A 21,786-nucleotide genomic window follows, 5' to 3' on the forward strand; every position below is an offset into this window, starting at 1 on the left:
CCCCAGCGAGCGAAACTGGCACACGACGGATAGGACGATAAGAAACACATGGCCTCTACCGACACGGATTTCCGCCTCTACCTGGTCACGTCTGGGACGGACCGGCACACCGTTGACACCGCAGCGAAGGTCGCTGCGGCTGGGGCCGGCGTCGTCCAGGTGCGCGCGAAGGACCTTTCCACGCGGGACCTGCTCAGCCTTGTGACGGAATGTGCCACAGCTGTTCACCGGGCAAATCCCCACACGAAAGTCGTCGTCGATGACCGTGCCGACGTGGCCTACGCTGCTCGACGCGCCGGGACTCCGGTCAATGGCGTTCACCTGGGACTAGATGATCTTCCCCCGGATGCGGCCCGCGACATGCTCGGCCCGGATGCCCTCATCGGGCTGACGACGGGGACTCTGCCGCTTGTCGAGGCCGCGGAAGAGTTCCACCAATCGCATCCAGGGGTGATTGACTACATCGGTGCGGGGCCTTTCCGTCCGACGCCGACGAAGGATTCGGGGCGTGCGCCTATTGGTGTTGACGGTTATCGGCCGCTCGTGGCGGCAACATCCTTGCCCATTGTCGCCATCGGGGACGTGACACCCGACGATGTTGCGGCGCTGAGCGCTACTGGTATCGCCGGGTGCGCAATGGTGCGAGCACTGATGCACGCTGATAACCCCGGCGACCTAGCCCGACGTGCGTTGGAGAGTTTCCGTAGCGAGTGAGCGCGGAAATGGGGCGATTTAGCTGCTACCGGGGTGTTTAGGCCCCTGGTTGCGGCCTTCGTCGGAACTGGTCATTGGCCGTCATTGTCCAGGCGTTGTTTCATCACATCTATTTGTGAAATGACTTCATTATCGGTGGGCCCGTTATTCGGGCGGAAAGCAGAAAGCACCTGATCAGTGTCAAAATTCGCTTGCTGCCCATTATGGGAAGCACTGCCCAAATAAATGTATGACAGCGACTGATTGATATCCCTGAATATTGTTTCCTTGCCAAGTGAACTAGGTGCTACTACATGACGTTGGTCCTGTAAGCCCACAGATAAAACATTATCGTGTTTCACATCGAACACGGAGTTCACCATTACAAATTTACGAGGAAGATCGTCCCGGTATGACGTTTCTTGGTATATATCATCCAGAGTTGCCGCCATGGGCTTAAGGTAACCGGAATTTGGTGCCGAACCACACACTTTAATCGAGAATTTTTCGGATGTTGAACACGATGAAAAACCATATTCTTCATCCCAAGCACGATCGACGCTCGTGGAAGAGCCCACAGGAACTGATATAAAGAACACCACGCCAAGGAATAAACACAGTGGTGCTATCCAGATGCCCCTGAACAGAGAGCCTAGGACGGTGCCAATCACGCACGACACCAGTAAGAACCCAACAATCATCAAGAAGGTCGGGGTCCCTGCCCAGAGTTGCCTGATAGTAACGTGATAAGAAACCCCGGATAGAATTGCACCAACAAAAGAAATCGCTATTAACACTAAGGCGAGAATGACGAGGGGGATAAAGGTGCTTAACGCGGATATGCGAAAGGCGCTAACTAACCTCTCTATACGACTTCTGGGGGACGTATCCTCCCAATCAGCATTTCCACTCCGCCATCGTGACTGACTAGATATCACACTGGCGCATAGAGTCGCAGGAGCGAAAAAGAGTATTAAGACGGTTAGCCCTTGCACCATCAAGAGTTGTGGACTACCCAGCCATGACGATGCACTCGCCAGAGGAGCGACAACCGAAAAGACGATGAGAATCAGCGCAATAGGGATTGCGTATGACGCTCTCAGTTTTCCTTTTAAAACTAGTGAGGAGTAGCTCTTGCCGGTGCGGAAGCTTGCTCGGGAACGAGGTTCCTTATGGTCCGAATTCTTCGACCATCCTTGAACATAGATGACAGACCCCAGGGCCCATATCACGATAACAAGTAGCGCACTGAGGTTCGGCTGCCCACCAGGCATAACAAAACTGCCCGGTGCACGCAGAGCACCCCAAAGACTGTGCCCAACCGACGGCTCTAAAGGCCAACTGAACGTGAGTGACCCAAGAACCGCGAATACTGGAACTACCCAGATAAATGTCTTTTTCAGGACGTAGGTGGACACTAGTCCAAGGCCAATAAGTCCGATATTGTTCCTTATGACCGTAAGAGAGCCATAGTCTGAAAAATCTCCCCAAAAGCACAGAAACCCTACTAGAGCAGCCCATACGGTTACCAGTGCCAGGAGTATGAGCCGTCTATTTCGAATGGGCCGCGGGGAGACACGATCAAAGTCATCCTCATGAGTGAATACAAAGAGGAGTGGAATCGATGTCAGAGCCGACACCCACACGGTGTCGATATCGACAGAATTCCCGTTCTGCTCTAGCAATATCCACGTGGCGGATTTTACAACAAGCGAAAGTATAAGGGACGTCAGAAAGAAGTAATGAACTCTATTATGACGTAGCCACAGACCTGTTCCAGAACTCATGATTCCAGCAGATCTAGATACATCGTGTTGAGTTTGTTGATGTCTCTTCCTGCTCCGAATTTTTCCCATGGCCCCGAGTATTCTTTTACCCCGTTTTTCATAATCGTCAGGGTGTCTGCATTTTCAATGACATCTTCGACTATGTGTGTTGAAATAATTAGTGTAGAGGACTCCGACGAGTGATGAAGTATTCTCTTACACGCTGACCGCTGGGATAAATCGAGCCCTGCCGTTGGTTCATCGAGCAGGATTACCGGTGGCGATGAAACGAGGGCAGATGATATTCCAACCCTTCGTCGCATACCACCAGACAAATGCTTGATGAGTGAATCGGCTTTATCCGCCAGACCAGCGAGTTCTATCAGCCTATCGACCTCATGGGGGACCTTATGCTGTGGGACTTTCCTCAGCCAACACATGTACGCGAGGTGTTCCCGCACGGTAAAGCGTGATTTTTCGAGATTGTCCTGAGGAAGGTAGCCGACCAAACCACTACGTGGATCATTAACCCGGCCATCTATATACACACTGCCACTGCTCGGTTGAGTAAGCCCGGCTATTGCCCTGAGCAGAGATGATTTCCCTGCACCATTGGGGCCGAGTAATGCATGAAATCCGGTATCGACATTTAAGCTGATGTGATCAACCGCGATATGCGAGCCGTATTTCACAGTTAATTTATCAGTTGTAAGTTTCAACCAGCTTTCCTCCTCAGCTTTTTAGCCAGGCTACCCTACAAAAGTCAGTAACATTTAGCGTAGAGCTTTTTACTTCGCTTCGGAAGTCTAACCTCGGAGTGCGACTCCTACTGCTGCTCCCAATAAAAAACCTGCTCGTCATCGACGGTCACCACTGCACGGTCCGGATCCCGACTAATCATCGTCCGCAACGTCTGATGCTCCGACGCCTGATCGCCCTCCGGCTGCCCCGTCACAGCAAACGTGATCGTGTGATCTTCAACGTTTTCTACAACAAGTTCGCCACGCGCGATCCACGGATGGTCCCTACGAATCCCAATGAGACGTTGATAAATCTCATGCAGCCATTCCCCCGTCGGCAATAAATCTGCTGGGGAATCCGGCAGTGGCGGTCGAATGTCGGCGTCGGCATACAAGCCATCCTGCTTTTCACCCCGAAACCCCTGTTCATCGCCGTAATAAATGCTCGGCATACCGGGGAGCGTCAACTGCGCGACGGCAGCGAGCACCGCGCCGTTATCCCCCACCACCGAAGCAATGCGCGACACATCGTGATTGCCAATGAACGTCAACGGAAGGATCGGCCGCTTATCGGGCTGATTATTGGCGACGGCCGCGCCCTGCTCCACGAAGATTTGGTGCCGACCGAGCGCGTGGTCCAGCTCCCACATGTTCGCGTTTTTAATGCTGCTCCAGATGGCCTGCCACACCTCATATTGTGTGATCGAGTCCATGTGAGACTGAGCGGCGAACTCGATGTACCCGCCCTGTTCCTCGCCGTGGATAATTTCGCCCAGGAACACCGCATCCGGATAGTGGGTGCGCACGCGGTCGATAACGGTCCGCCAAAATTCGGTCGGCACGGAGTACGCGGCATCGAGCCGCCATCCGGTGATCCCGCGATCCAGCCAATACTCCATGATCTCCACGACCATGTCGGCGACGCGCGGGTCGGAATGGTCCAGCTCAGCCAGGTCGAGGTTCCCCTCCCACGGGACCGACACGATCTCCCCGTCGTGTGTGTGCGTCTTCACCGGGGTCTTCTCCACCCCTGCACGCGCCCGCTCAATCGACTCGGCCACCAGCGGATGGTGCGTCCCGACGTGGTTAAACACCCCGTCCAGCATCACCTTGAGGCCACGCTTCGAGCACTCCCCCATTAGGTGATCAAAATCGTCCAGCGACCCTAACCGCGGGTCGATCCGCAAGTGATTCGTGGTGTCATACCCGTGCGCCGTCGACTCAAAAATCGGGCCGAGCAAAATCCCAGAACAGCCCAGCTCAATGGCATAATCCAGCCAGGCTTCTAGTCGGCGCAATTTTCCAGGCTTATCGACGCCACGCTCGGAGGGTGGTGCGGATGATGCGTCGTCGGGCGTCGGTGCGTCGGGCGTTGAGCCGCCGGAAGATTCGTCGTCCAGCGTTTCGCCGTCGGATGGTCCATCGGATTGGGGGCTGAACATGTCCGTTCCGCACGCTCCGAGGGGGTAGATCTGCCACCATAGCGCGTAATCAAGCGTGTCCATTGCCCTTGCCTGCCTATCCGACTTCATTAACCAACGAGTGCGGGCGGGGTGGCGACCCCACGTCTCACTACCCTTCGAGCTTACGTCAGATACCGGACATACCTCGGCGCTTATTGCTCACTTGTCGTCCCTTGACTTGTCACAACTTGTCATCCCATTGACGACGATTGACGCGCGGTGTCGCAACCTATTTCGCTACCGTTTTCATCGCGGTGATCCCTCCGGCCAGCGAATACACCGGAATACTCAGCGTCTCCCGCAAAATGTCGGCCACTTGCTGACTACGTGCTCCACGGGCGCAGTACACGGCCACCGCCGTCGCTGATTTAGGAATACGTACCGACGCCGCATCGGCTTTCACCACGCCCAAGGGAACATGAATATCGCGCGGGTTGGCATCCGCAGGCGCAGTGCCACCCGATTCGACGTCCCCATCCAACGTGATGCGCTCAATTAAACGCTCGTGATCTTCGCGGACATCCAGGAGCACGTGGTTCTCGTCGGCAAGAAAACCAGGTAGATCCGACGGCGCAAGATCTCCAGATTCGTGCGTGTGATCCTGAGGTTGGTCACGACGGTTCCGAAGCTCCCCTTCTGACGAGCCTTCTACCAAGGGGTTTCCGGCTGACGCTTCGCATCCCACTTCACACACTGCTTCCGCGTTGGAGAGTGCAGCCGTGTCACGAATCGTCGTCGCCGGTTCACGCGACGGGTCACGACGCAACCGGAGCGTGCGCGTCGTCGCTGACGTGGCGTTATACGTCAGAACCCGCCCCACGAGGGGCTCACCGATACTGCCCATAATCTTCAGCGCCTCGGTAGCCATGAGATTGCCGATCACGGCCGTCGTCGCACCCAAAACGCCTGCTTCTGCACAGGTCAGCACTGGTTTCGTCGGCGGCCCGTCGAAAAGATCGCGAAGCCCAGGTCCGTGAGGAGCCCAGAACACCGAGACCTGCCCCTCATAGCGCAGAACAGCACCCCAGACCAGCGGCGTTTCCGTCATTTCCGCAGCGTCGGCCGCCACGAACCGGGTGGCAAAGTTGTCGCTGCCGTCGATCAGGAGGTCGTGCTCGTGGCACAACTGCTCCGCATTATCGGGGCCGAACCGCCCCTCCGTGCGAATTCTCATGGAGGGGTTGAGCGCGTGCATGCGTTCGCGGGCGACGTCGGCTTTCGGGCGTCCAACGTCGTCGACACCGAAAAGTGTTTGCCGCTGGAGATTAGTAAAGTCAACGACGTCATCATCGCAGACCGTGATATGTCCATTCGTACCGACGCCCGCCGCGGCCAGCGCGTACAGCAGCGGCGAACCCAATCCACCCGCGCCGATCACGCACATCCGCGCGGCGGCGAAGCGCTGCTGGACGGCTTCATCGAAAAGGGCCAGGTGACGCGCGGTACGGACGCGTTCATTGTGCGGGAGAGGCGCGAGTCGTTCGTCGGGAATCAGTGGGGGCAACCCGGCACCGGAGCCAGCTGCGTCCGTGCTAGATGACGGCATCGGCCCACGCCCTCCCCTCCAGCGGCGAGGACGCCACCGCGTGATGCCGCTTCGGAATCCTCCCCGCCTGATGCGCCCAATAACCAGCGCGAACACCGCTGGCCATCGCCTTCGCCATCGCTTCCGGATCGTGACTGCGCGTGACGGAACTGGCCACCAACACCGCGGAGCACCCCAGCTCCATGGCCAGCGCCGCCTCCGACGCGGTCCCCACCCCGGCGTCCAGCACCACGGGGATATCGCCGGCTTCTTTCACAATCATTTCGATGTTGTGCGGGTTGAGAATCCCCAGGCCCGTGCCGATCGGAGACCCACCGGGCATCACGGCGTCCACGCCCGCGTTCACCAGCCGTCGCGCAACAATGGGGTCGTCGTTCGTGTACGACAGCACGTGGAATCCGTCGTTAACCAGCTGTTCCGCGGCGTCGACAAGTTCGACAGCATCGGGCAGAAGAGTGTCGTCATCAGCGACAACCTCGAGCTTGATCCAGTCCGTGTCCAGCGCTTCCCGCGCCATTTTCGCGGTCAGCACGGCGTCGCGCGCCGTTTTGCAGCCGGCCGTGTTGGGCAGGATGTGGACATTGTGCCGGCGAAGCATCCCGAAAACGTCGGCTTTTCCCGCTTGGTGTCGACGCATCGCGACCGTTGCCACATTGCTTTCCGACGCCACCAGCGCTTTTTCCATGATATCTAGCGACGTCATTCCGCCCGTGCCAAGGAAAAGGCGCGACGTGAGGTCCCGATCGGCCAGACTCCAGTGGTCGGGGTCGGTGTGGCCCGTGTCGGGGGTTCGGTTATCGTCGGCGTTCGCCGGTGTGTTGTTTGTAGGATCATCGTCCCTAGTTGCGTTGTGTGTCATTGCCTAGCCTCCTTGAACAGCGGTGAGAAGTTCGATGCGATCGCCGTCGCTAATAGTGGCGGTCTGCCAGGTGGATTTGGGAACGATCTCGTCATTAATGGCGATGGCGTATCCGTCGAAATCGTCATCGGTTCCGGTGTCGTTGCTGGTGGACGGATTATTCGCGGCGTCGGTGAGAGCGGTGAGGTCGGCGTTATCACCGTCCACTGACACTGCTTTGACGAGCGTCCGGACAGTAACGCCGCGTGCCACCCGGCGCGATGTGCCGTTCAGTTCGATGCTGATCGTTGGACTGGAGGTATCTGTCATTATTTCCTCTGGGTTTCCTCTGTTTTGTTCGACTTAGTTCATGGTCTGTGGTGCCTGGTTGGCGGGCTGAGGTCACTGCGCTCGACGCTGTGTGACGTGCGCATTTTCCTGCACGTTGTTCCGACACATCACTACACATCACGGTGAATATCCGTAGCTGCCAGAATGTCATTCAAGGTCAGTTCCGGAGCATCGTCATCGTCCGCCCTGGTGAGGAGCTCGTTACCTTTTACTAAGCGCTCTTCTAAGGATTCGTGTGCGTCGGCCACTGAATACGAGGCGGCCGCTGAGGTTTGACCATCCGCGGAACCGGACGGATCAGCAGCACCTTCCCTGCCAGCAATGGCAAGCGCCGCCCCCACCCGGGCGCCCAGCGCAGTCAGCAAAATACCGTGACGGAAATAGCCCGTCGAAACAACCGCGCCAGTACCGTCGTCGATACCGATATAAGGCAGGTCATCCGGCGTGCCCGGCCGAGCCCCCGCCGTGATCTCCTCAATCGTGCACTCGCGAATCCCCGGGCAAATCGTGTCGGCGTCGCGCATGAGGTCCAGCGCGCCACCCACCAGCGGCTGATCACGGCCGTCCTCCCGGCTCGTGGCCCCCAACACCAAACCGCCATCGATGCGCGGCACCACATAGACCGGCCGATCCCGCACAAATCCCCGAATGACCGACGTGACCAGCGGGTCGAGCTCCGCCGGCACGCGCAAACGGAGGACGTCACCCCACACCGGGCGCAACTGCAGGTACGGGAAGAACTCGGACGCGCCGAGACCATTGGCGACGATAGTGACGTCGCTGGAGTTAACGTCCAAAGGAATGGCCGATCTCTTGACGATCTCCACGCCACGATTTTTCAGCGCACCGATAATGAGGTCGCCGAACACTCGTGGATCGATCTGGTGATCGCCCGGGATATGCACGGCACCGGACAGGTTCGGGCTGAGCGCCGGCTCCGCTTTCCGCAGTTGACGAACGGTCACCTGGGTGGCCTCCATGCCGAACGATTCCTGGAAATCTCGCGTCTCGGCGAGGTGCACCCAATCGGCAGAATCGGCGGCGACGACGTAGGTTCCGTCCCGACGGAAACCGGTCACGTGGGGGTCATCGGGGTCGGAATGAGCGGCGAGAGCGACGCGTCGAACAAGGCTCGGGTACCACAGCGCGGATTGGCGCATGAGGGGGACCAGCGCATCCTGCTGATACTGCATCTCTGCGGCCGGGGCTAACATGCCCGCCGCGTGGTGGCTCGCCCCTGAAAGCGGAGCCGGGTCCAGAATCGATACCGAGCACTCCGAATCGAGTTCAGTCAGTTCAAACGCGGTGGCCAGCCCCACAAGACCAGCGCCGATAATAGTGATGTGCCGGGACATAGGCTCCTTCCCTCCGGCGGCATTATCCGCATCAGGTTTACGGTCGGCGGCGATGCCCGCCCTCTCAGCCCACAATCACTGGGCTCCCGTAGGTCGACGATGTCGATGTTCAGTTTTCTATGGTTACTTCTTAAGTATCCTCATCACTCGATTATATTCCCCGGTGGGACATCGTGAGTTTGTAGATGATAATCGCCGGCTCGAAGGTAGCGATCATATCCTGGTCGGTGCATACGCTGCCGGTAGTACATAACCTGCACAATGCTTATCAGAATAATGAAGCAAATCTGGGTAGTCTTGGTTGTAGCCGAGCCTCCTCATTTCTTACCTTTCGATAACGCTTCGGGTGGACGGTGGAGGTGTTCGGAGATGCTTTTCGGCGGGGCTGAAGAAAACACGTCGCAATATCACTCAACGTGAGCATGGTGATGAAATGATGTACGTAAGGAAACATTCTTCGCGTCAACGTGGTGCAGTAACTTCTTTATTCATCGCTCTTACCACCGCAATCATGCTCAGCGGATGCTCATCCTCGTCAGATTCATCAAATACCGAGAAGGCAGAAAGCGCTATTTCAACGACAAGCGCAGGGCAATCGTCTAGCGAAGTGTCACATTCTGATAGCTCGAGCACTGCACCTTCGAACTCTACGCACTCCTCCACCGAGCATTTTGTTAAAAGTGATGGGACGTGTAACCCCGACGTCATCGATATCAATCACGAGAAAAACACAGCGGAGACGCACTATCACGGCCTCCCCGATGACCAGGTAGCGATGAAGTTTTACGACATTAATGGAAATAATATAAAACAGACGGGCAGCAACTTCTCAGCAGGAACAACAGGTGAGGGACCAATTTTTAACACCGGCGTTCTCAATGCCGATATCAGCTATATCGGCGTAAAAATTGAGCACAAAAATGGGGAATCTCAGGAATGCAAAATCCTGGTGGACTAACACTGGTGGAGCAACCCTAGTGGGGTAACAATCGTTACCGTTGCTCTCGATTTTTCTGGAAATAGCGGACTAGCGCCCCCACACCCCGAATCACAAAAATAAGAGCCACGAAAACTATGACCCTAAGAACCGGACTTTGATCCGCCATGGCGGTGGTCATGAAGACCGCCACCGCCACGCACCCAATAATGATGGTAAAAAACGCACTCAAACTGGGGACACCAAAGAACTGCCGAAGTTTCTCACCCACCGGAATCCCTCCTTCTTATTTATGTTAAATCCACTCTATAGACACGGATTTATTGCAGCAATAAGATTCGGAACAGAAGAACGCTCCCGTAACAGAAATACTGGCGTCTACGAAGGGACCCATCATGACGACACCCTCATCACCCAACCGAACTAGCCCTCCCCTCTCTAAACAGGTCGTTTTAGTCACCGGCGGTGCTCGGGGACTCGGACGCGCAATTACCGAAGCGTTCCTCCGCGAAGGCGCCCGCGTTGTCGTTAATTATTTTTCCAGCGAAACCGCTGCACACAACATCGAAGCAGCTCACCCCCACCGCGTGCTGGCAATACATGGCGATGTGCGTGAAAGAGATGACATGGACGCCATCTTTACCACAGCGCGCGAAGAATTCGGGCAACCAATAAGCACAGTGGTCAATAATGCGCTCACGAACTTCTCTTTCAACGGGGAAGCCAGGCCAAAAGCTGACCACATCACCTACGAGTCATTCCAATCACAATTTTCGAGTGCAGTCCAGGGAGCAGTTAATGTCATCCAAGCTGCGCTACCCAGTTTCGAGCAGGCCCACGGTGGTCGCGTCGTTAATATAGGAACTAATCTTTTCCAGAACCCCGTCGTGCCCTATCACGATTACACAGCCGCCAAGGCTGCCCTACTGTCACTTACCCGGACATTCTCAACCGACCTCGGCCCTATGGGGATTACTGTCAACATGATTAGTGGCGGGCTTTTGCGCACTACCGATGCCAGCGCGGCAACACCCGAGGAAGTCTTCGACTCAATCGCAGCAACAACACCGCTACAGTCCGTAACAACCCCGGAGGAGCTTGCCGACGCCGTACTCTTCTTCGCCTCACCGTGGGCGCGGGCAGTCACGGGCCAAAACCTCATCGTCGACGGCGGACTCGTCAAAGACTAAGCCCGTCTACTCCCCCCGGTCCTCGGATCCGCGCGGGCTATCGCCCCAGCCATCCTCCGCATCAGGCACGAAAGGATGCACCGTAGATGCCGCCTGCGTCGCCCGTGACCGCGCCGTCTCAATATCCTCGGCAGTCGCGGTCACAACGCCCATCCGTCGGTGAGGAAAAGCCTCCGGCTTGCCAAAGAGACGCAGGTCAGTCTCCGGCACGGCCAAGGCCTCCTTCACACCCGAGAAGGCCACGCCGTCACCCCTCACACCGCCGTAAATCACGGCAGACGCGCCCGGCGACACCAGCGTGACGTCGACAGGCAATCCCAAAATCGCCCGGGCGTGCAGCTCAAACTCGGACAGGCGCTGGGTCCCCATCGTCACCATGCCCGTATCGTGCGGGCGCGGGCTGACCTCGGAGAAATACACATCATCGCCCTTCACGAACAGCTCGACGCCGAATACACCGCGCCCGCCCAGGGCGTTGGTCACGCGCGCCGCGATGGACCGCGCGTTCTCCGCGGCCGCGTCGCTCATCGGCGCAGGCTGCCAGGACTCCACATAATCGCCGGAATGCTGACGATGCCCCACCGGCTCGCAGAACCACGTGGCCACCTTCCCCGTCGAGGGGTCCACCGCGCGCACCGTCAATAGTGTGATCTCATAGTCGAAATCAACGAACTGCTCGACGATCACGCGTGCCTGGTTCACGCGGGCGCCGCTCATCGCGTAATCCCACGCCTCGTCGAGGTCCTCCGGACCGTTGAGCACGCTCTGCCCCTTGCCAGAGGAGCTCATCACCGGCTTCACCACGCACGGGAAACCCATGGCGTCCACGGCGTCGTCGAACTCGTCGCGGGTCGACGCGAACGCGTAGCCACTCGTCGGCAAGCCAAGATCTTCCCCCGCCAACCGACGAACTTCCTCGCGATTCATCGTGACGCGCGTCGCCTCGGCCGTGGGAATCACCGTGTAATCCGACTCCAAATCGCGCAACCCGTCCGTCGCGATCGCCTCAATCTCCGGCACAATGAAATCCGGGCGGACATCGTCGACAAGGTTTTTAATGGCATCCGGGTCCGTCATGTCGATGACATAGTGAAACTGCGCCACGTGATGAGCAGGCGCGCCGTCATACCGATCGACCGCGAGAACTTCCACCCCCAAACGCTGGAAAGCTATTGCGACCTCTTTGCCCAACTCCCCCGAACCAAGCAACATGACCTTGGTCGCGCTGGGGGATAAGGGTGTTCCGATTGCATCTGGTGTGTACACGCTGGTCAGAGTACCAGCCGATAGTCCGAAAGCTCGGAATACGGCCCGTTATGGCACGTCCACACCACCGATTTAGGCTCGCCTAATGTGCTGCCGCCGTGGGCACGCAGCACATCATGGATCTCGCCGGCGACGAACCCGCGCATGATGCGCTCCAAGGTGCGATACCCGTAAACGTCCAGGCCAACGGTGGGCTCGTCCAGGAAAAGGAACTCCGGGCCGCGGGCCAGTGCGCAAGCCACCGACACAATTCTTCTTGCCGACGACGCTACGTCCAGCGGATGGACGCCCCCGACATCTTCAAGCCCGCAATACTCGATCAGCGCGTCCGCGTTGCGGAGGGTGGAGCCGATCGCGATTTCGTCCCTGACCGTTTTCGCAGAGAACGAGGTGTCCATTGATGTGGGGGCCCAACCGTAGTGGAGGGGGTGGGGTGGGGCGACAACCTGCTGCGACCCGCCACTGTGCTCAATCAAGTCCGCCAGGGCGAGGAGAAGCGTGGTTTTCCCCGTACCGTTTGGCCCCGCGATGTGAGTAATCCCGCGCGGAATTCCCGCCGACAAGGGGCCGAGCGTAAAAGCATGGCGCTCGACCACAAGGTCGTTGATCATCAGAACAGGCGAAGGAGCATGGGCGGAATGGGTGAAGTCAGCAGATTCGGCGTCGGAGCCGCCAGCGGAGTCCTCGTCGGGAGTCTTGCTCAACTCGACCGGCGAGTCATACGCCGCCCCCGCAACGGGATTCAGCCCGACACCCCCGGGATAACGCGATTCAACGTCGCAGAGGTCGGCTAAGTGGTTCCACGTGCGGTCAAAAATGGTGACGTCGCCCGGAAAACTATCCACGACCTGCACCAAAGCGCGCGTTGCATCCATGTCACATCCGTCCAACGGGCAGTCCAACACCAGATTGTCAGGATTACGTAAGAGAGCGGACGCGATGGCCACCCGGCGCGTCTGGCCCGTCGACAATTTGGATGGATCGCGCTGGAGGAGCGTCGTCAACCCCCATTGACCAGCAACATCCTGGATTCGCGCGCGCATGTCCGGCACGGGCACACCCATCTGCTCCATGCCGAACGCGAGCTCCTGCTCCACCGTGCTCCGCAGCAACGTGATGTGGGCTGCCGCATCATTGCCCACCCACGCGGCACCCGTGTCCTCCGCGAGGGCCCACGCCTCTTCGCTCATCCCCGAACCGCTCGGGGCGCACACAAACTCCTTCATCTCTATCCTGCTTATCCCTGCTCTATCCAGCGATCCCCCACACGCAGGCCACGCACATCAGCGCAACCATCCCGTAACGAACCACGCGCTCCCACGCGCGATCGCGGACCGGGTACAGCACCGTCCGCCGCCCCGACTGAGCAATCCCCGTTCGCGACAACGGCCGGGACCGCTGCGCCGCATCCGTCACCAGCCCCACGACCAGCGGAATGACCAGCTTCCTCCGTTGCGGTTTCACACCCCTCGATCGCTGAATCTGCTGGATGGTCCTCATTCGCGACGTCGCCAGGGGGATCAACCGGACGACCGAACCCACCACATACACGATCGGCGCCGGCAGCCACGTTTGCAGGGCGCGCATGAGCGCATCCGGGTTGACTAGCGAACCGAACATCACGCCGCAGCCGACCACCGCAGCGAAGCGCAGGCTCAGGGCAGCGGCCGTCGACCATGAACCAAAAAGGCCGTACATCAGCGAAAATGACACACACGCTGGGATGATGATGGTGACGGCAGCCAGGGTTGCTGCCTTATTCCTAATTATTAGCGACGCCACCACGGCAACGCCTATCCCGATAGCCGACGCCCACGGCGCGTTGAGCACGGTGACGCTCACCATCAGGCAGGCGGCGGTCACGAGCGGGGTGTACGGGTGGATGTTGGGCTCCTTAGGGTGTCGCGGTGGTATGGGGTGGGGGTTGGAAATCGGGACCAACGGCGTCGGCAAATGTGTGCGGTGCTGGATCAACAGCGTCGGCAATTAATAGGCTAGACGGCAACGGCACATCAAGACCATAAAACTGCGGGGGTATATGGAAGTTCAGGGAAAGTGTGGGGGTATATGGTCGAAAATCGTCCGAAAAAGGCCCATATACGCCCGCAAAATTCGAGCAGGAACATGAGACGGGCGATCGCCACTCTGGTTCGCTGCTACGCACGACCGTCACCAGGGATTTTTCACCGAGCTGCCAAGCCAGGGTTTCCCGCCGGAGGGGCCAGCAAAACCCCTACGACTTCTTCGTCGAAAATGAGCGGATGGTCCGGAGTGGAAGAGCCGCAATAATCGCCGCCACCAGCGTAAACACGATCACTTTATCGATCGGGTCCGAGGTCAGCGACTGCAGATAAACCGCCGTCATGGGGCTGAAACCGAGCCCGCGATACGCCGTCACCAAGAGGCCCGTGCCCGTACCAGCCGTCCCGCCGAAAATGAACGACGCCACCGGCGCAGCCATCAACGCGGACAGCAAACCGACGAACACGCCGGCAATCGGGGGAACCCAGCGCTTCGTCCACGGCACCAGCCCCGCGAGCAAACCAATCATGGCGTAATCCGCCGCGAAGGGGACCACGGTCGGGTTGAAGGTTCCCCAGATCAGAGCCGACAGCACACCCGTTGCCATGCCCGCCTGCGGACCTGCAAGGGCGGCGATCAGAACCGTCCCGATGGAGTCCAGGTATAGAGGAACCGGCAACGGCATCGTGCCGATCACCTGCCCAACCACGATGTTAATGACCAACGCCGCAGGTAGCAGGGCTAACGACCGCGGTGGCAGCTTGGGCACAATCCCGATCAGCGCGATCAGCGCACTCACACCGAAACCGGCCAGCGCGATGATCGACCCCTTACCATCGGCAAGCGACTCCCAAGGATCGTCCGGCTGCATCAGGACCAGCGTCAACCACGTCGCCGCCATAATGAGAATCGCGATGGCGGTGCACACATTCGCGGTGTTGAAGACGCGTCGCTTGGGGGTGTTCGACGCTGTACCTTGTTTATGGCCATTGTGGTCTGGTGATGTATTGGGCTCGACGGGGCCGTTGGTGCTCATAGGTTCTCCGTATCCGGCACATTCTCGGACTGATTATGCACGTGCGGCACGTGAAACGCAGCGCAACTGTGCAGCTAGACGCGCTTCGCTTTGCCAAGCACGCTTTCAGCAGCGTTCCACCCGTTTCCGCGCGGCTGCTGGTACAACGCTCTATGTCACCTCGAGCTGTCAATACTTTAACCCATGGGACTTTAATCCATGGGAACACCGACCCCGGAAACCCGTGTTGACCTCGAGCTTATTTATTGTCGACGGGTGTGCGGTAGGCAATCACGCCCGCACAGCCTCCCGTAAATACCGCCCCGTTAATCCGGGCTCCTTCTGCTCGACCAATTCCCGCGGCGTGCCTTCAAACACGACCTGGCCACCCTCGTCACCCGCGCCTGGCCCCAGGTCAATGAGCCAATCCGCGTGCGCCATCACCGCCTGATGATGCTCCACCACCACGACGCTCTTACCCGAATCCACCAACTTATCCAGCAGAGTTAACAACTTGTCGACGTCCTGCATGTGCAGCCCGTTCGTCGGCTCGTCCAGAACGTAGACTCCGCCGTCGTCGGCCATGTGTACGGCTAACTTGAGGCGTTGGAGTTCGCCGCCGGATAGCGTCGACAATGGTTGTCCGATAGTCAGATAGCCCAAGCCGACGTCGGAGAGCCGACGAAGGATCGCGACCGCGCTGCGAACCTTCGCTTCTCGACAGAACGGGAGGGCCTGGTCGACGGTCATTGCCATGACGTCGGCGATGGTGGAGCCGCCCAACGTGTAGTCCAGGACCTCCGCGGAGAAGCCCCGGCCGGCGCAGTCTTCACAGGTAGAGCTGGCGCGGCCCATCATGCCGAGGTCGATGTCGATGGTGCCCAAGCCGTGACACGATGGGCACGCGCCTTCAGAGTTGGCGCTAAACAGCGACGGGGGGACGTTGTTTGCCTTTGCGAACGATTTGCGGATGGGGTCCAGCATTCCGGTGTACGTGGCGGGGTTGGATCGACGGCCGCCCTTGATCGGGGACTGATCGACGTAGACGAGGCGCTGGTCAGAGGTGGGTAAGTTGCCGGATGCGTGCTCAGCACTTCGCCGCCGCAGCTCGCTCATCAGCGAACTCTTCCCGGAGCCGGCCACGCCAGTTACAGCCACAAGCTCCCCCAGCGGAATCGACACCGTAACGTCGTCGAGATTATTCAACGAAGCATGATCGATGGTGATCGCGCCGGTCGCTTCCCGGACGGCGTCCTTCAGGCGAATGGAATCGTGCAGATGAGTGCCCGTCGCGGTCGAGCTCTCACGCAGCTCCTCCACGCTGCCTTCGAAGCACACCGTCCCACCGTCCTTACCCGCACCCGGCCCCATATCAATCACATGGTCCGCGATCGCAATCGTTTCCGGCTTGTGCTCCACGACGAGTACCGTGTTCCCCTTGTCCCGCAGGCGCAGGAGCAGGGCATTCATGCGCTCGATATCGTGCGGGTGCAGCCCGGCGGTGGGCTCGTCGAAAATATATGTGGCATCCGTGAGCGCCGAATTCACGTGCCGCACCATCTTGGTCCGTTGCGCTTCACCACCGGATAACGTCCCCGCGGGGCGGTCCAGCGTCAAGTAGCCCAGGCCACTATCGACAAATGTGTCTAGCATCGCCAGAAGGTTCTCAATAACCGGCTTCACCTGGGGTTTGTCGAGCGACGCCACCCACTCGGCCAGCTCGTTGATCTGCATTCCTGCCGCGTCGGCAATAGAAACTCCATCGATTGTCGACGTTCGAGCCCCCTCATTGAGCCGTGTGCCGTGACAATCGGGGCATGGCTTGTATGTCACCGCACGGTCGACGAACTCGCGAATATGCGGCTGCATAGATTCACGATCTTTCGACAGCATCGAATTCTTAAGGTGTAGAACTAAGCCTTCATACGTTCGGTTGACGTTATTTATTTTTATGCGCTCCGGCTCGCGATAAAGAAAATCGTGCATTTCTTTATCCGTGAATTCCTTAATGGGCTTATCCACATTGACGAATCCCGATTCCACGATTTGCCGAACTGACCACCCTCCAGCTTTGTAACCAGGAATGGTTAAAGCACCATCATTAAGGGATAGCGAGTCATCAAAAAGTTCGGTCAGCTTTAAATCGGAGACGGTGCCCATACCTTCGCACGTCACACATTGCCCGCCGATCACGGTGAAACGCTTGGCCTTACCTTTCCTCTGCCCCGCTTTCTTGATTGCGCCGCCGCCCGTCACCGTCGGCTGATTAAATGAATATGCTTTAGGCCCACCAATATGAGGTTCGGCAACACGGCTAAATAACAGGCGTAAATAAGCCAAAGCATCGGTAATAGTGCCGACAGTGGACCGTGGACCCCCGCCCAACGATGACTGATCCACACTGATGGCCGCCGTGATCCCCTCAATACGATCGACGTCCGGCCTGCTGGGGGCCTGCATAAACCCCTGCACAAACGCGTTATACGTCTCGTTAATGCTGCGCTGCGCCTCCGCGGCGATCGTGCCGAACACCAGCGAACTCTTGCCCGACCCCGACACACCGGTGAAAACGGTGAGCTTCCGTTTCGGGATATCGACGGTGACGTGGCGCAAATTGTTTTCCGACGCCCCGACGACGCGAATGACATCGTGCAATTTCGACGTGTTCTGAGTAGCCATCCCCACCACTGTAGCTGCACCAGCACTGCAGCCACTCGTGCCTCTGTAACCGTCCCCACTGTGGCCATCCCTACAGATTCAGAAGCTTTCCTCATTTCAGGAGTGATTCGGGCCACCACCTACGACACCGCCCACCACCGTTTACGATAAGTAATGCGATAAGTTCTTCTGCCCCGCGAATGGTTTTGCCCCTCTCGTGAAGCAGAAATACCAGGGAATCCGGTGCGAATCCGGAACTGTCCCGCAGCGGTATGTGAGAAAACCAAACGACACAATGACGCACTGGTGACCCTCCCCAACCTGGAGAACGCTGGGAAGCAGTGTCAATTAGGTTCCGCCCCGGATGGCCACAACCTCACGGCCATCAGGAACAGCATCAGGAGCAGCGCACTACATCGCGCACCAGCGGAGTGCTCACGAGTCCGAATACCTGCTTATCGTCGCGGAGCCCGCCGGGCCCGTGTGTCCACCACTGACGAGGATCAGGAATGACATTCACAACACTTGGCGTGCCACGCATCGGTCCACGCCGCGAACTCAAACGCGCTTGCGAAAAATACTGGAAATCAGTCTCTGCAGATAAAGAGCGCGAAACCCAAGAACACGCTTCCCACCTGGCCCGTACCGCGTGGGAACTCACCACGACCTACACACAGAACCTCGCCTCAGCCGGCATGGAATCCGTCCCCACCATGGGGCGCAGCTACTACGACGCCGTGCTCGACATGAGCGCCTACCTCGGCGTTCTCCCCGCACGCTTCAACACAATCCCGGACCATACAGCCCCCGACCACACGCCAGCACCGTCGATAGAAAACCGACTACCGCGCGACATCGATCGTCGCTTCGCCACCGCCCGCGGGACGTCGGATCTTCCCCCGTCGGCAATGACCAAGTGGTACGACACCAACTACCACTACATCGTTCCTGAGCTCACCGTCGACACGAAGTTTGATCTGACTATCGACGATTTTCTTGCCGACGTCGCCGAGCTGCGGAACACCGCCAACGTGCGGCCCGTCTTGGTTGGCCCGTTCACCTACCTGACCTTGGCTGATCAGGCATCCAACGATGACCTCGGCGGGCTGTGGCAACCGCTGATCGATGCATACGCAGAATTCATCACGCGCTTAGGTGCCACCGGGACGGAATGGGTGCAGCTGGACGAGCCGCAATTGACCTGCGACGTCACCGACGCCGATATCGAACGCGTCCGGTCCGCCTACACGAAGGTTGCCGAGGCCGCCGGAAAAGCCGACGTCAAACTGCTGGTAGCCACCTATTTTGGCCCAGGTGATCATGCTCTCGCCGCACTGAGCGACACTGGCGTCGATGGCATCGCCGTCGACCTCATCCCGAGTCAACAAACCACCACAGGGAACACTGCCGCCAGCGCCGACGGCGCCGTCCCACACTGGCTCGATGCATGGACAGGCGAGGAGACTCTCGTCGCGGGCATCGTCAATGGCCGCAACGTCTGGCGCACCGATATCGAACAAGCCTTGCGCACGCTCGAAAAACTCGCCGAGCACGGGCCGGTGGTGGCCTCGACGTCGTGCTCCCTCCTCCATGTTCCCTATCGCCTCGGGCGCAACGCCGACGGCACCGACGCACAAGAGGGTAGCTCGGAACCCGGTTTGCCCGTCGACGTCCGCGATCGATTAGCCTTCGGCGAGGAGAAAATACAAGAACTTGCGCTCCTCCACCGTGCCCTCGCGTCGGCAAGCACCCCGGACGACGAGCACTATATTGCTGCATCGAGCCAGGCCTTATCTGGGGGTGTACCCACCAACGACGATGTTCAACGGCGGCTGAGCTCGATCACCGAGGACGACCGCCACCGCGTTCCGTTTGGCGACCGCACCGGCCCGGCGCTGCCCGCGCTACCGACAACCACGATCGGGTCGTTCCCGCAAACATCGGCCATCCGACGCGCCCGGAAAGACAAACGCGACGGCACCATCACCCAGGACGAATACACCGCGCGGATGGAAGACGAAGTGCGGTCCACCATCAAAGCCCAGGAAGATCTTGGCCTCGATGTCCTCGTTCACGGCGAGCCCGAGCGGAATGACATGGTGCAGTACTTCTCCGAACAGCTGGACGGCTACTGCTCCACCACGAATGGCTGGGTCCAGTCCTACGGGTCGCGGTGCGTCCGCCCGCCCATCGTCACCGGCGACGTGTCCCGTCCGTCGCCACTAACGACGCACTGGTTCCGCGTCGCGCAGGATGCCACCGACAAACCGGTAAAGGGGATGCTCACGGGCCCGGTCACGATGCTCGCGTGGTCGTTCGTTCGCGAAGATCAACCCATGTCGGTTACTGCCGACCAGGTAGCGCTCGCGCTGCGCGATGAGATCGATGATCTTATTCGGGCCGGTGCGCGCATTATTCAGGTCGACGAACCTGCCATTCGTGAACTCCTCCCCCTACGCAAAGCTGACCACCAAGCCTATACGACGTGGGCAACGAAAGCCTTTCGATTGGCAACGTCGAGCGCTGGCCCGGATATCCACATCCATACTCATATGTGTTACTCACAGTTCAATGAGCTCATCGATACGATTATCGACCTGGATGCCGACGTCACCACCATCGAATCGGCCCGCAACGGCATGAAGGTACTCAAAGCTCTTCACGACGCCGGGTTCTCGCTCGGCATTGGCCCTGGTGTGTGGGATATTCACTCGCCGCGAGTGCCGTCGGTCGAGGAAATCACGACACTTATTCGCGACGCTATCGATGCCGTCGGTGTTGAGCCTCTATGGGTTAATCCCGACTGTGGACTGAAGACTCGGACGTGGCCCGAGACGACCGCGTCGCTGCGCAACATGGTTGAGGCCACCCGGAGCGTTCGGGCAGATTTGGACCGCTGAGCTGCCGTTATGTAGCGACGGGTGCGCTATCGCGATGGAGTGAGAGTGGCGAACACGCGCTGTGTTTCGGCTCTCACGTCATCGGGATCGACGGAATCGAGAACGTGGATCGTGGCGGCCTTTTCGCGACCCCCATCAGCCGCCGCCACCGTCGTGATCGCACCACGATCATCGGGCACGGCGACCAGCGCTTTATCAGCAATCCCGTAACTGACCGCGTCGAGGGCCACCATGACGGCAAGCAGGTCATGAACCTGGGCACAGTACCCAATCCCCTCGTTGTCGTGGAATTCGAAGTAAAAACGCAGCGCATCCTTCACAAGCGTGCCCAACTCACCCATCAAATCCCACCGCGCGATGTCGTCCGGCGTGACCATGATCGTTTCCGTCACCCCGAGGTGGCACAGGGTGACATCCCAATCGCGCTGCCGAGCTTCGTTCAGCGTCATCGCCACTGCGTCGGGGTCGACCCAGAAATTCCACTCCGCTGTGGGCGTCGTATTCCCCCGATACTCGACGGCACCGCCCATGATCGTCAGCGAATCGAACCTTGACACCAGCTCGGGATTCATCGCTACCGACGTCAGCGGACCCGTCGCGACGAGATCGGCCGGGCCGTCCTGAAGAGCAGCTTCCCACACGTCAGTCGTCGTCAATGTACGGGAAGCGGTCGACTTATGGTCGGTGGGTTCGCCACCATCCACCAACAGCCGCTCGCCCACCTCACGCGGAGGTCGGGCGTATCCGAGGCCGTAATCGCCGTGAGTTTCGGGAGTGGTGGTCAACGGAATCGAAACCGGTACGGCTGGCCCCACCCCAACGGGGATGTCGGGGCATCCGCACAGGTCAAGCACCCAACGCGTGTTCACCGCGACATTCTCGACCGTCGTATTTCCTGCGACGGTGGTCACGCCGGCTAACTCAATTTCCCCGGCGCGGTGCCGTGCCGCGAGATAAATCAGAGCGAGCATGTCGTCGATACCCGTATCAACATCCGCTACAAGTCTGCGCACAGAAAACCTCGCTTCCGCTGGCGACAAGCGCAC

At 58.8% G+C, this 21,786-nt stretch carries 18 protein-coding genes and 2 riboswitches; of the genes, 4 read left to right on the forward strand and 14 right to left on the reverse strand.

The genetic code is table 11. From position 1 onward, the window contains the following. Positions 1-48: 48 nt before the first annotated feature. The gene (locus CKROP_RS08440; RefSeq protein ID WP_012732318.1) at positions 49-714 is read left to right on the forward strand and encodes a thiamine phosphate synthase; all 666 of its coding nucleotides are present in this window, start codon (positions 49-51) and stop codon (positions 712-714) included. A 71-nt stretch (positions 715-785) separates the two neighbouring features. Here CKROP_RS08440 and CKROP_RS11345 read toward each other — a convergent pair whose 3' ends face one another. From CKROP_RS11345 to thiO, 7 genes are all read right to left on the reverse strand, one after another. Further along, positions 786-1,364 (reverse strand): hypothetical protein, encoded by a 579-nt coding sequence (locus CKROP_RS11345; RefSeq protein WP_148209676.1) that lies wholly within the window; start codon positions 1,362-1,364, stop codon positions 786-788. 1,112 nt (positions 1,365-2,476) lie between these two features. Then, positions 2,477-3,178: an ATP-binding cassette domain-containing protein gene (locus CKROP_RS08450; protein WP_012732320.1), complete on the reverse strand. Its 702-nt coding sequence runs from the start codon at positions 3,176-3,178 to the stop codon at positions 2,477-2,479. Between the two features lie 107 nt (positions 3,179-3,285). Beyond that, a complete protein-coding gene (locus tag CKROP_RS08455) occupies positions 3,286-4,704 on the reverse strand; it encodes an alpha-amylase family protein (RefSeq protein WP_041628900.1) in 1,419 nt (472 codons plus the stop codon). Between the two features lie 187 nt (positions 4,705-4,891). Beyond that, positions 4,892-6,208, reverse strand: coding sequence for a ThiF family adenylyltransferase (locus tag CKROP_RS08460; protein ID WP_012732322.1), 1,317 nt, complete (start codon positions 6,206-6,208; stop codon positions 4,892-4,894). Then, on the reverse strand, positions 6,195-7,067 hold the full coding sequence (locus tag CKROP_RS08465; protein WP_012732323.1) for a thiazole synthase: 873 nt from the start codon (positions 7,065-7,067) through the stop codon (positions 6,195-6,197). The genes CKROP_RS08460 and CKROP_RS08465 overlap by 14 nt, the downstream gene beginning before the upstream one ends. A gap of 3 nt (positions 7,068-7,070) precedes the next feature. After that, positions 7,071-7,376, reverse strand: coding sequence for a sulfur carrier protein ThiS (gene thiS, locus CKROP_RS08470; RefSeq protein ID WP_012732324.1), 306 nt, complete (start codon positions 7,374-7,376; stop codon positions 7,071-7,073). A gap of 131 nt (positions 7,377-7,507) precedes the next feature. Next, a complete protein-coding gene (thiO, locus tag CKROP_RS08475; RefSeq protein ID WP_081429448.1) occupies positions 7,508-8,752 on the reverse strand; it encodes a glycine oxidase ThiO in 1,245 nt (414 codons plus the stop codon). Further along, a riboswitch (TPP riboswitch) is annotated at positions 8,744-8,852 on the reverse strand. (Overlaps the previous gene by 9 nt.) Positions 8,853-9,185: 333 nt before the next feature. Here thiO and CKROP_RS08480 point away from each other — a divergent pair. Beyond that, complete coding sequence (locus CKROP_RS08480) at positions 9,186-9,710, forward strand: hypothetical protein (RefSeq protein ID WP_041628901.1); 525 nt, start codon at positions 9,186-9,188, stop codon at positions 9,708-9,710. Between the two features lie 34 nt (positions 9,711-9,744). Here the strand turns inward: CKROP_RS08480 and CKROP_RS08485 are convergent, their stop codons facing one another. Further along, complete coding sequence (locus CKROP_RS08485) at positions 9,745-9,960, reverse strand: hypothetical protein (protein ID WP_012732327.1); 216 nt, start codon at positions 9,958-9,960, stop codon at positions 9,745-9,747. Positions 9,961-10,084: 124 nt separating this feature from the next. On the opposite strand from CKROP_RS08485, the gene CKROP_RS08490 reads away from it, so the two are divergent. Beyond that, on the forward strand, positions 10,085-10,879 hold the full coding sequence (locus CKROP_RS08490) for a 3-oxoacyl-ACP reductase (RefSeq protein WP_012732328.1): 795 nt from the start codon (positions 10,085-10,087) through the stop codon (positions 10,877-10,879). A 6-nt stretch (positions 10,880-10,885) separates the two neighbouring features. Here CKROP_RS08490 and purT read toward each other — a convergent pair whose 3' ends face one another. The 5 genes from purT to CKROP_RS08515 all read right to left on the reverse strand — a co-directional run bounded on the left by purT (position 10,886) and on the right by CKROP_RS08515 (position 17,861). Continuing rightward, a complete protein-coding gene (purT, locus tag CKROP_RS08495; RefSeq protein ID WP_052292409.1) occupies positions 10,886-12,145 on the reverse strand; it encodes a formate-dependent phosphoribosylglycinamide formyltransferase in 1,260 nt (419 codons plus the stop codon). A 5-nt stretch (positions 12,146-12,150) separates the two neighbouring features. Continuing rightward, the gene (locus CKROP_RS08500; RefSeq protein ID WP_237698414.1) at positions 12,151-13,359 is read right to left on the reverse strand and encodes an ATP-binding cassette domain-containing protein; all 1,209 of its coding nucleotides are present in this window, start codon (positions 13,357-13,359) and stop codon (positions 12,151-12,153) included. A gap of 34 nt (positions 13,360-13,393) precedes the next feature. Further along, positions 13,394-14,008: an energy-coupling factor transporter transmembrane component T family protein gene (locus CKROP_RS08505; RefSeq protein ID WP_052292410.1), complete on the reverse strand. Its 615-nt coding sequence runs from the start codon at positions 14,006-14,008 to the stop codon at positions 13,394-13,396. Between the two features lie 370 nt (positions 14,009-14,378). Next, positions 14,379-15,068, reverse strand: a complete 690-nt coding sequence (locus CKROP_RS08510; RefSeq protein ID WP_148209756.1) for an ECF transporter S component — start codon at positions 15,066-15,068, stop codon at positions 14,379-14,381. 405 nt (positions 15,069-15,473) lie between these two features. Continuing rightward, entirely contained in the window at positions 15,474-17,861 is a 2,388-nt protein-coding gene (locus tag CKROP_RS08515; protein ID WP_041628903.1) for an ATP-binding cassette domain-containing protein, read from the reverse strand. Between the two features lie 163 nt (positions 17,862-18,024). Beyond that, positions 18,025-18,313, forward strand: a riboswitch (cobalamin riboswitch). A 36-nt stretch (positions 18,314-18,349) separates the two neighbouring features. Here CKROP_RS08515 and metE point away from each other — a divergent pair. After that, positions 18,350-20,740: a 5-methyltetrahydropteroyltriglutamate--homocysteine S-methyltransferase gene (gene metE, locus CKROP_RS08520; protein WP_012732334.1), complete on the forward strand. Its 2,391-nt coding sequence runs from the start codon at positions 18,350-18,352 to the stop codon at positions 20,738-20,740. Positions 20,741-20,766: 26 nt separating this feature from the next. Here metE and CKROP_RS08525 read toward each other — a convergent pair whose 3' ends face one another. Then, positions 20,767-21,753, reverse strand: coding sequence for a nucleoside hydrolase (locus CKROP_RS08525; RefSeq protein ID WP_012732335.1), 987 nt, complete (start codon positions 21,751-21,753; stop codon positions 20,767-20,769). Positions 21,754-21,786: the final 33 nt, after the last annotated feature.

This window comes from Corynebacterium kroppenstedtii DSM 44385 (genome assembly GCF_000023145.1).
In the GTDB taxonomy this organism is placed as follows: domain Bacteria; phylum Actinomycetota; class Actinomycetes; order Mycobacteriales; family Mycobacteriaceae; genus Corynebacterium; species Corynebacterium kroppenstedtii.

Coding starts and splice junctions, on each gene's coding strand:
- metE (WP_012732334.1), top strand. CDS start 18,350: ATGACATTCACAACACTTGGCGTGCCACGCATCGGTCCACGCCGCGAA.
- CKROP_RS08515 (WP_041628903.1), bottom strand. CDS start 17,861: ATGGCTACTCAGAACACGTCGAAATTGCACGATGTCATTCGCGTCGTC.
- CKROP_RS08480 (WP_041628901.1), top strand. CDS start 9,186: ATGATGTACGTAAGGAAACATTCTTCGCGTCAACGTGGTGCAGTAACT.
- CKROP_RS08510 (WP_148209756.1), bottom strand. CDS start 15,068: ATGGCGGCGACGTGGTTGACGCTGGTCCTGATGCAGCCGGACGATCCT.
- CKROP_RS08455 (WP_041628900.1), bottom strand. CDS start 4,704: ATGGACACGCTTGATTACGCGCTATGGTGGCAGATCTACCCCCTCGGA.
- thiS (WP_012732324.1), bottom strand. CDS start 7,376: ATGACAGATACCTCCAGTCCAACGATCAGCATCGAACTGAACGGCACA.
- CKROP_RS08490 (WP_012732328.1), top strand. CDS start 10,085: ATGACGACACCCTCATCACCCAACCGAACTAGCCCTCCCCTCTCTAAA.
- CKROP_RS08460 (WP_012732322.1), bottom strand. CDS start 6,208: ATGCCGTCATCTAGCACGGACGCAGCTGGCTCCGGTGCCGGGTTGCCC.
- thiO (WP_081429448.1), bottom strand. CDS start 8,752: ATGTCCCGGCACATCACTATTATCGGCGCTGGTCTTGTGGGGCTGGCC.
- CKROP_RS08440 (WP_012732318.1), top strand. CDS start 49: ATGGCCTCTACCGACACGGATTTCCGCCTCTACCTGGTCACGTCTGGG.
- CKROP_RS08465 (WP_012732323.1), bottom strand. CDS start 7,067: ATGACACACAACGCAACTAGGGACGATGATCCTACAAACAACACACCG.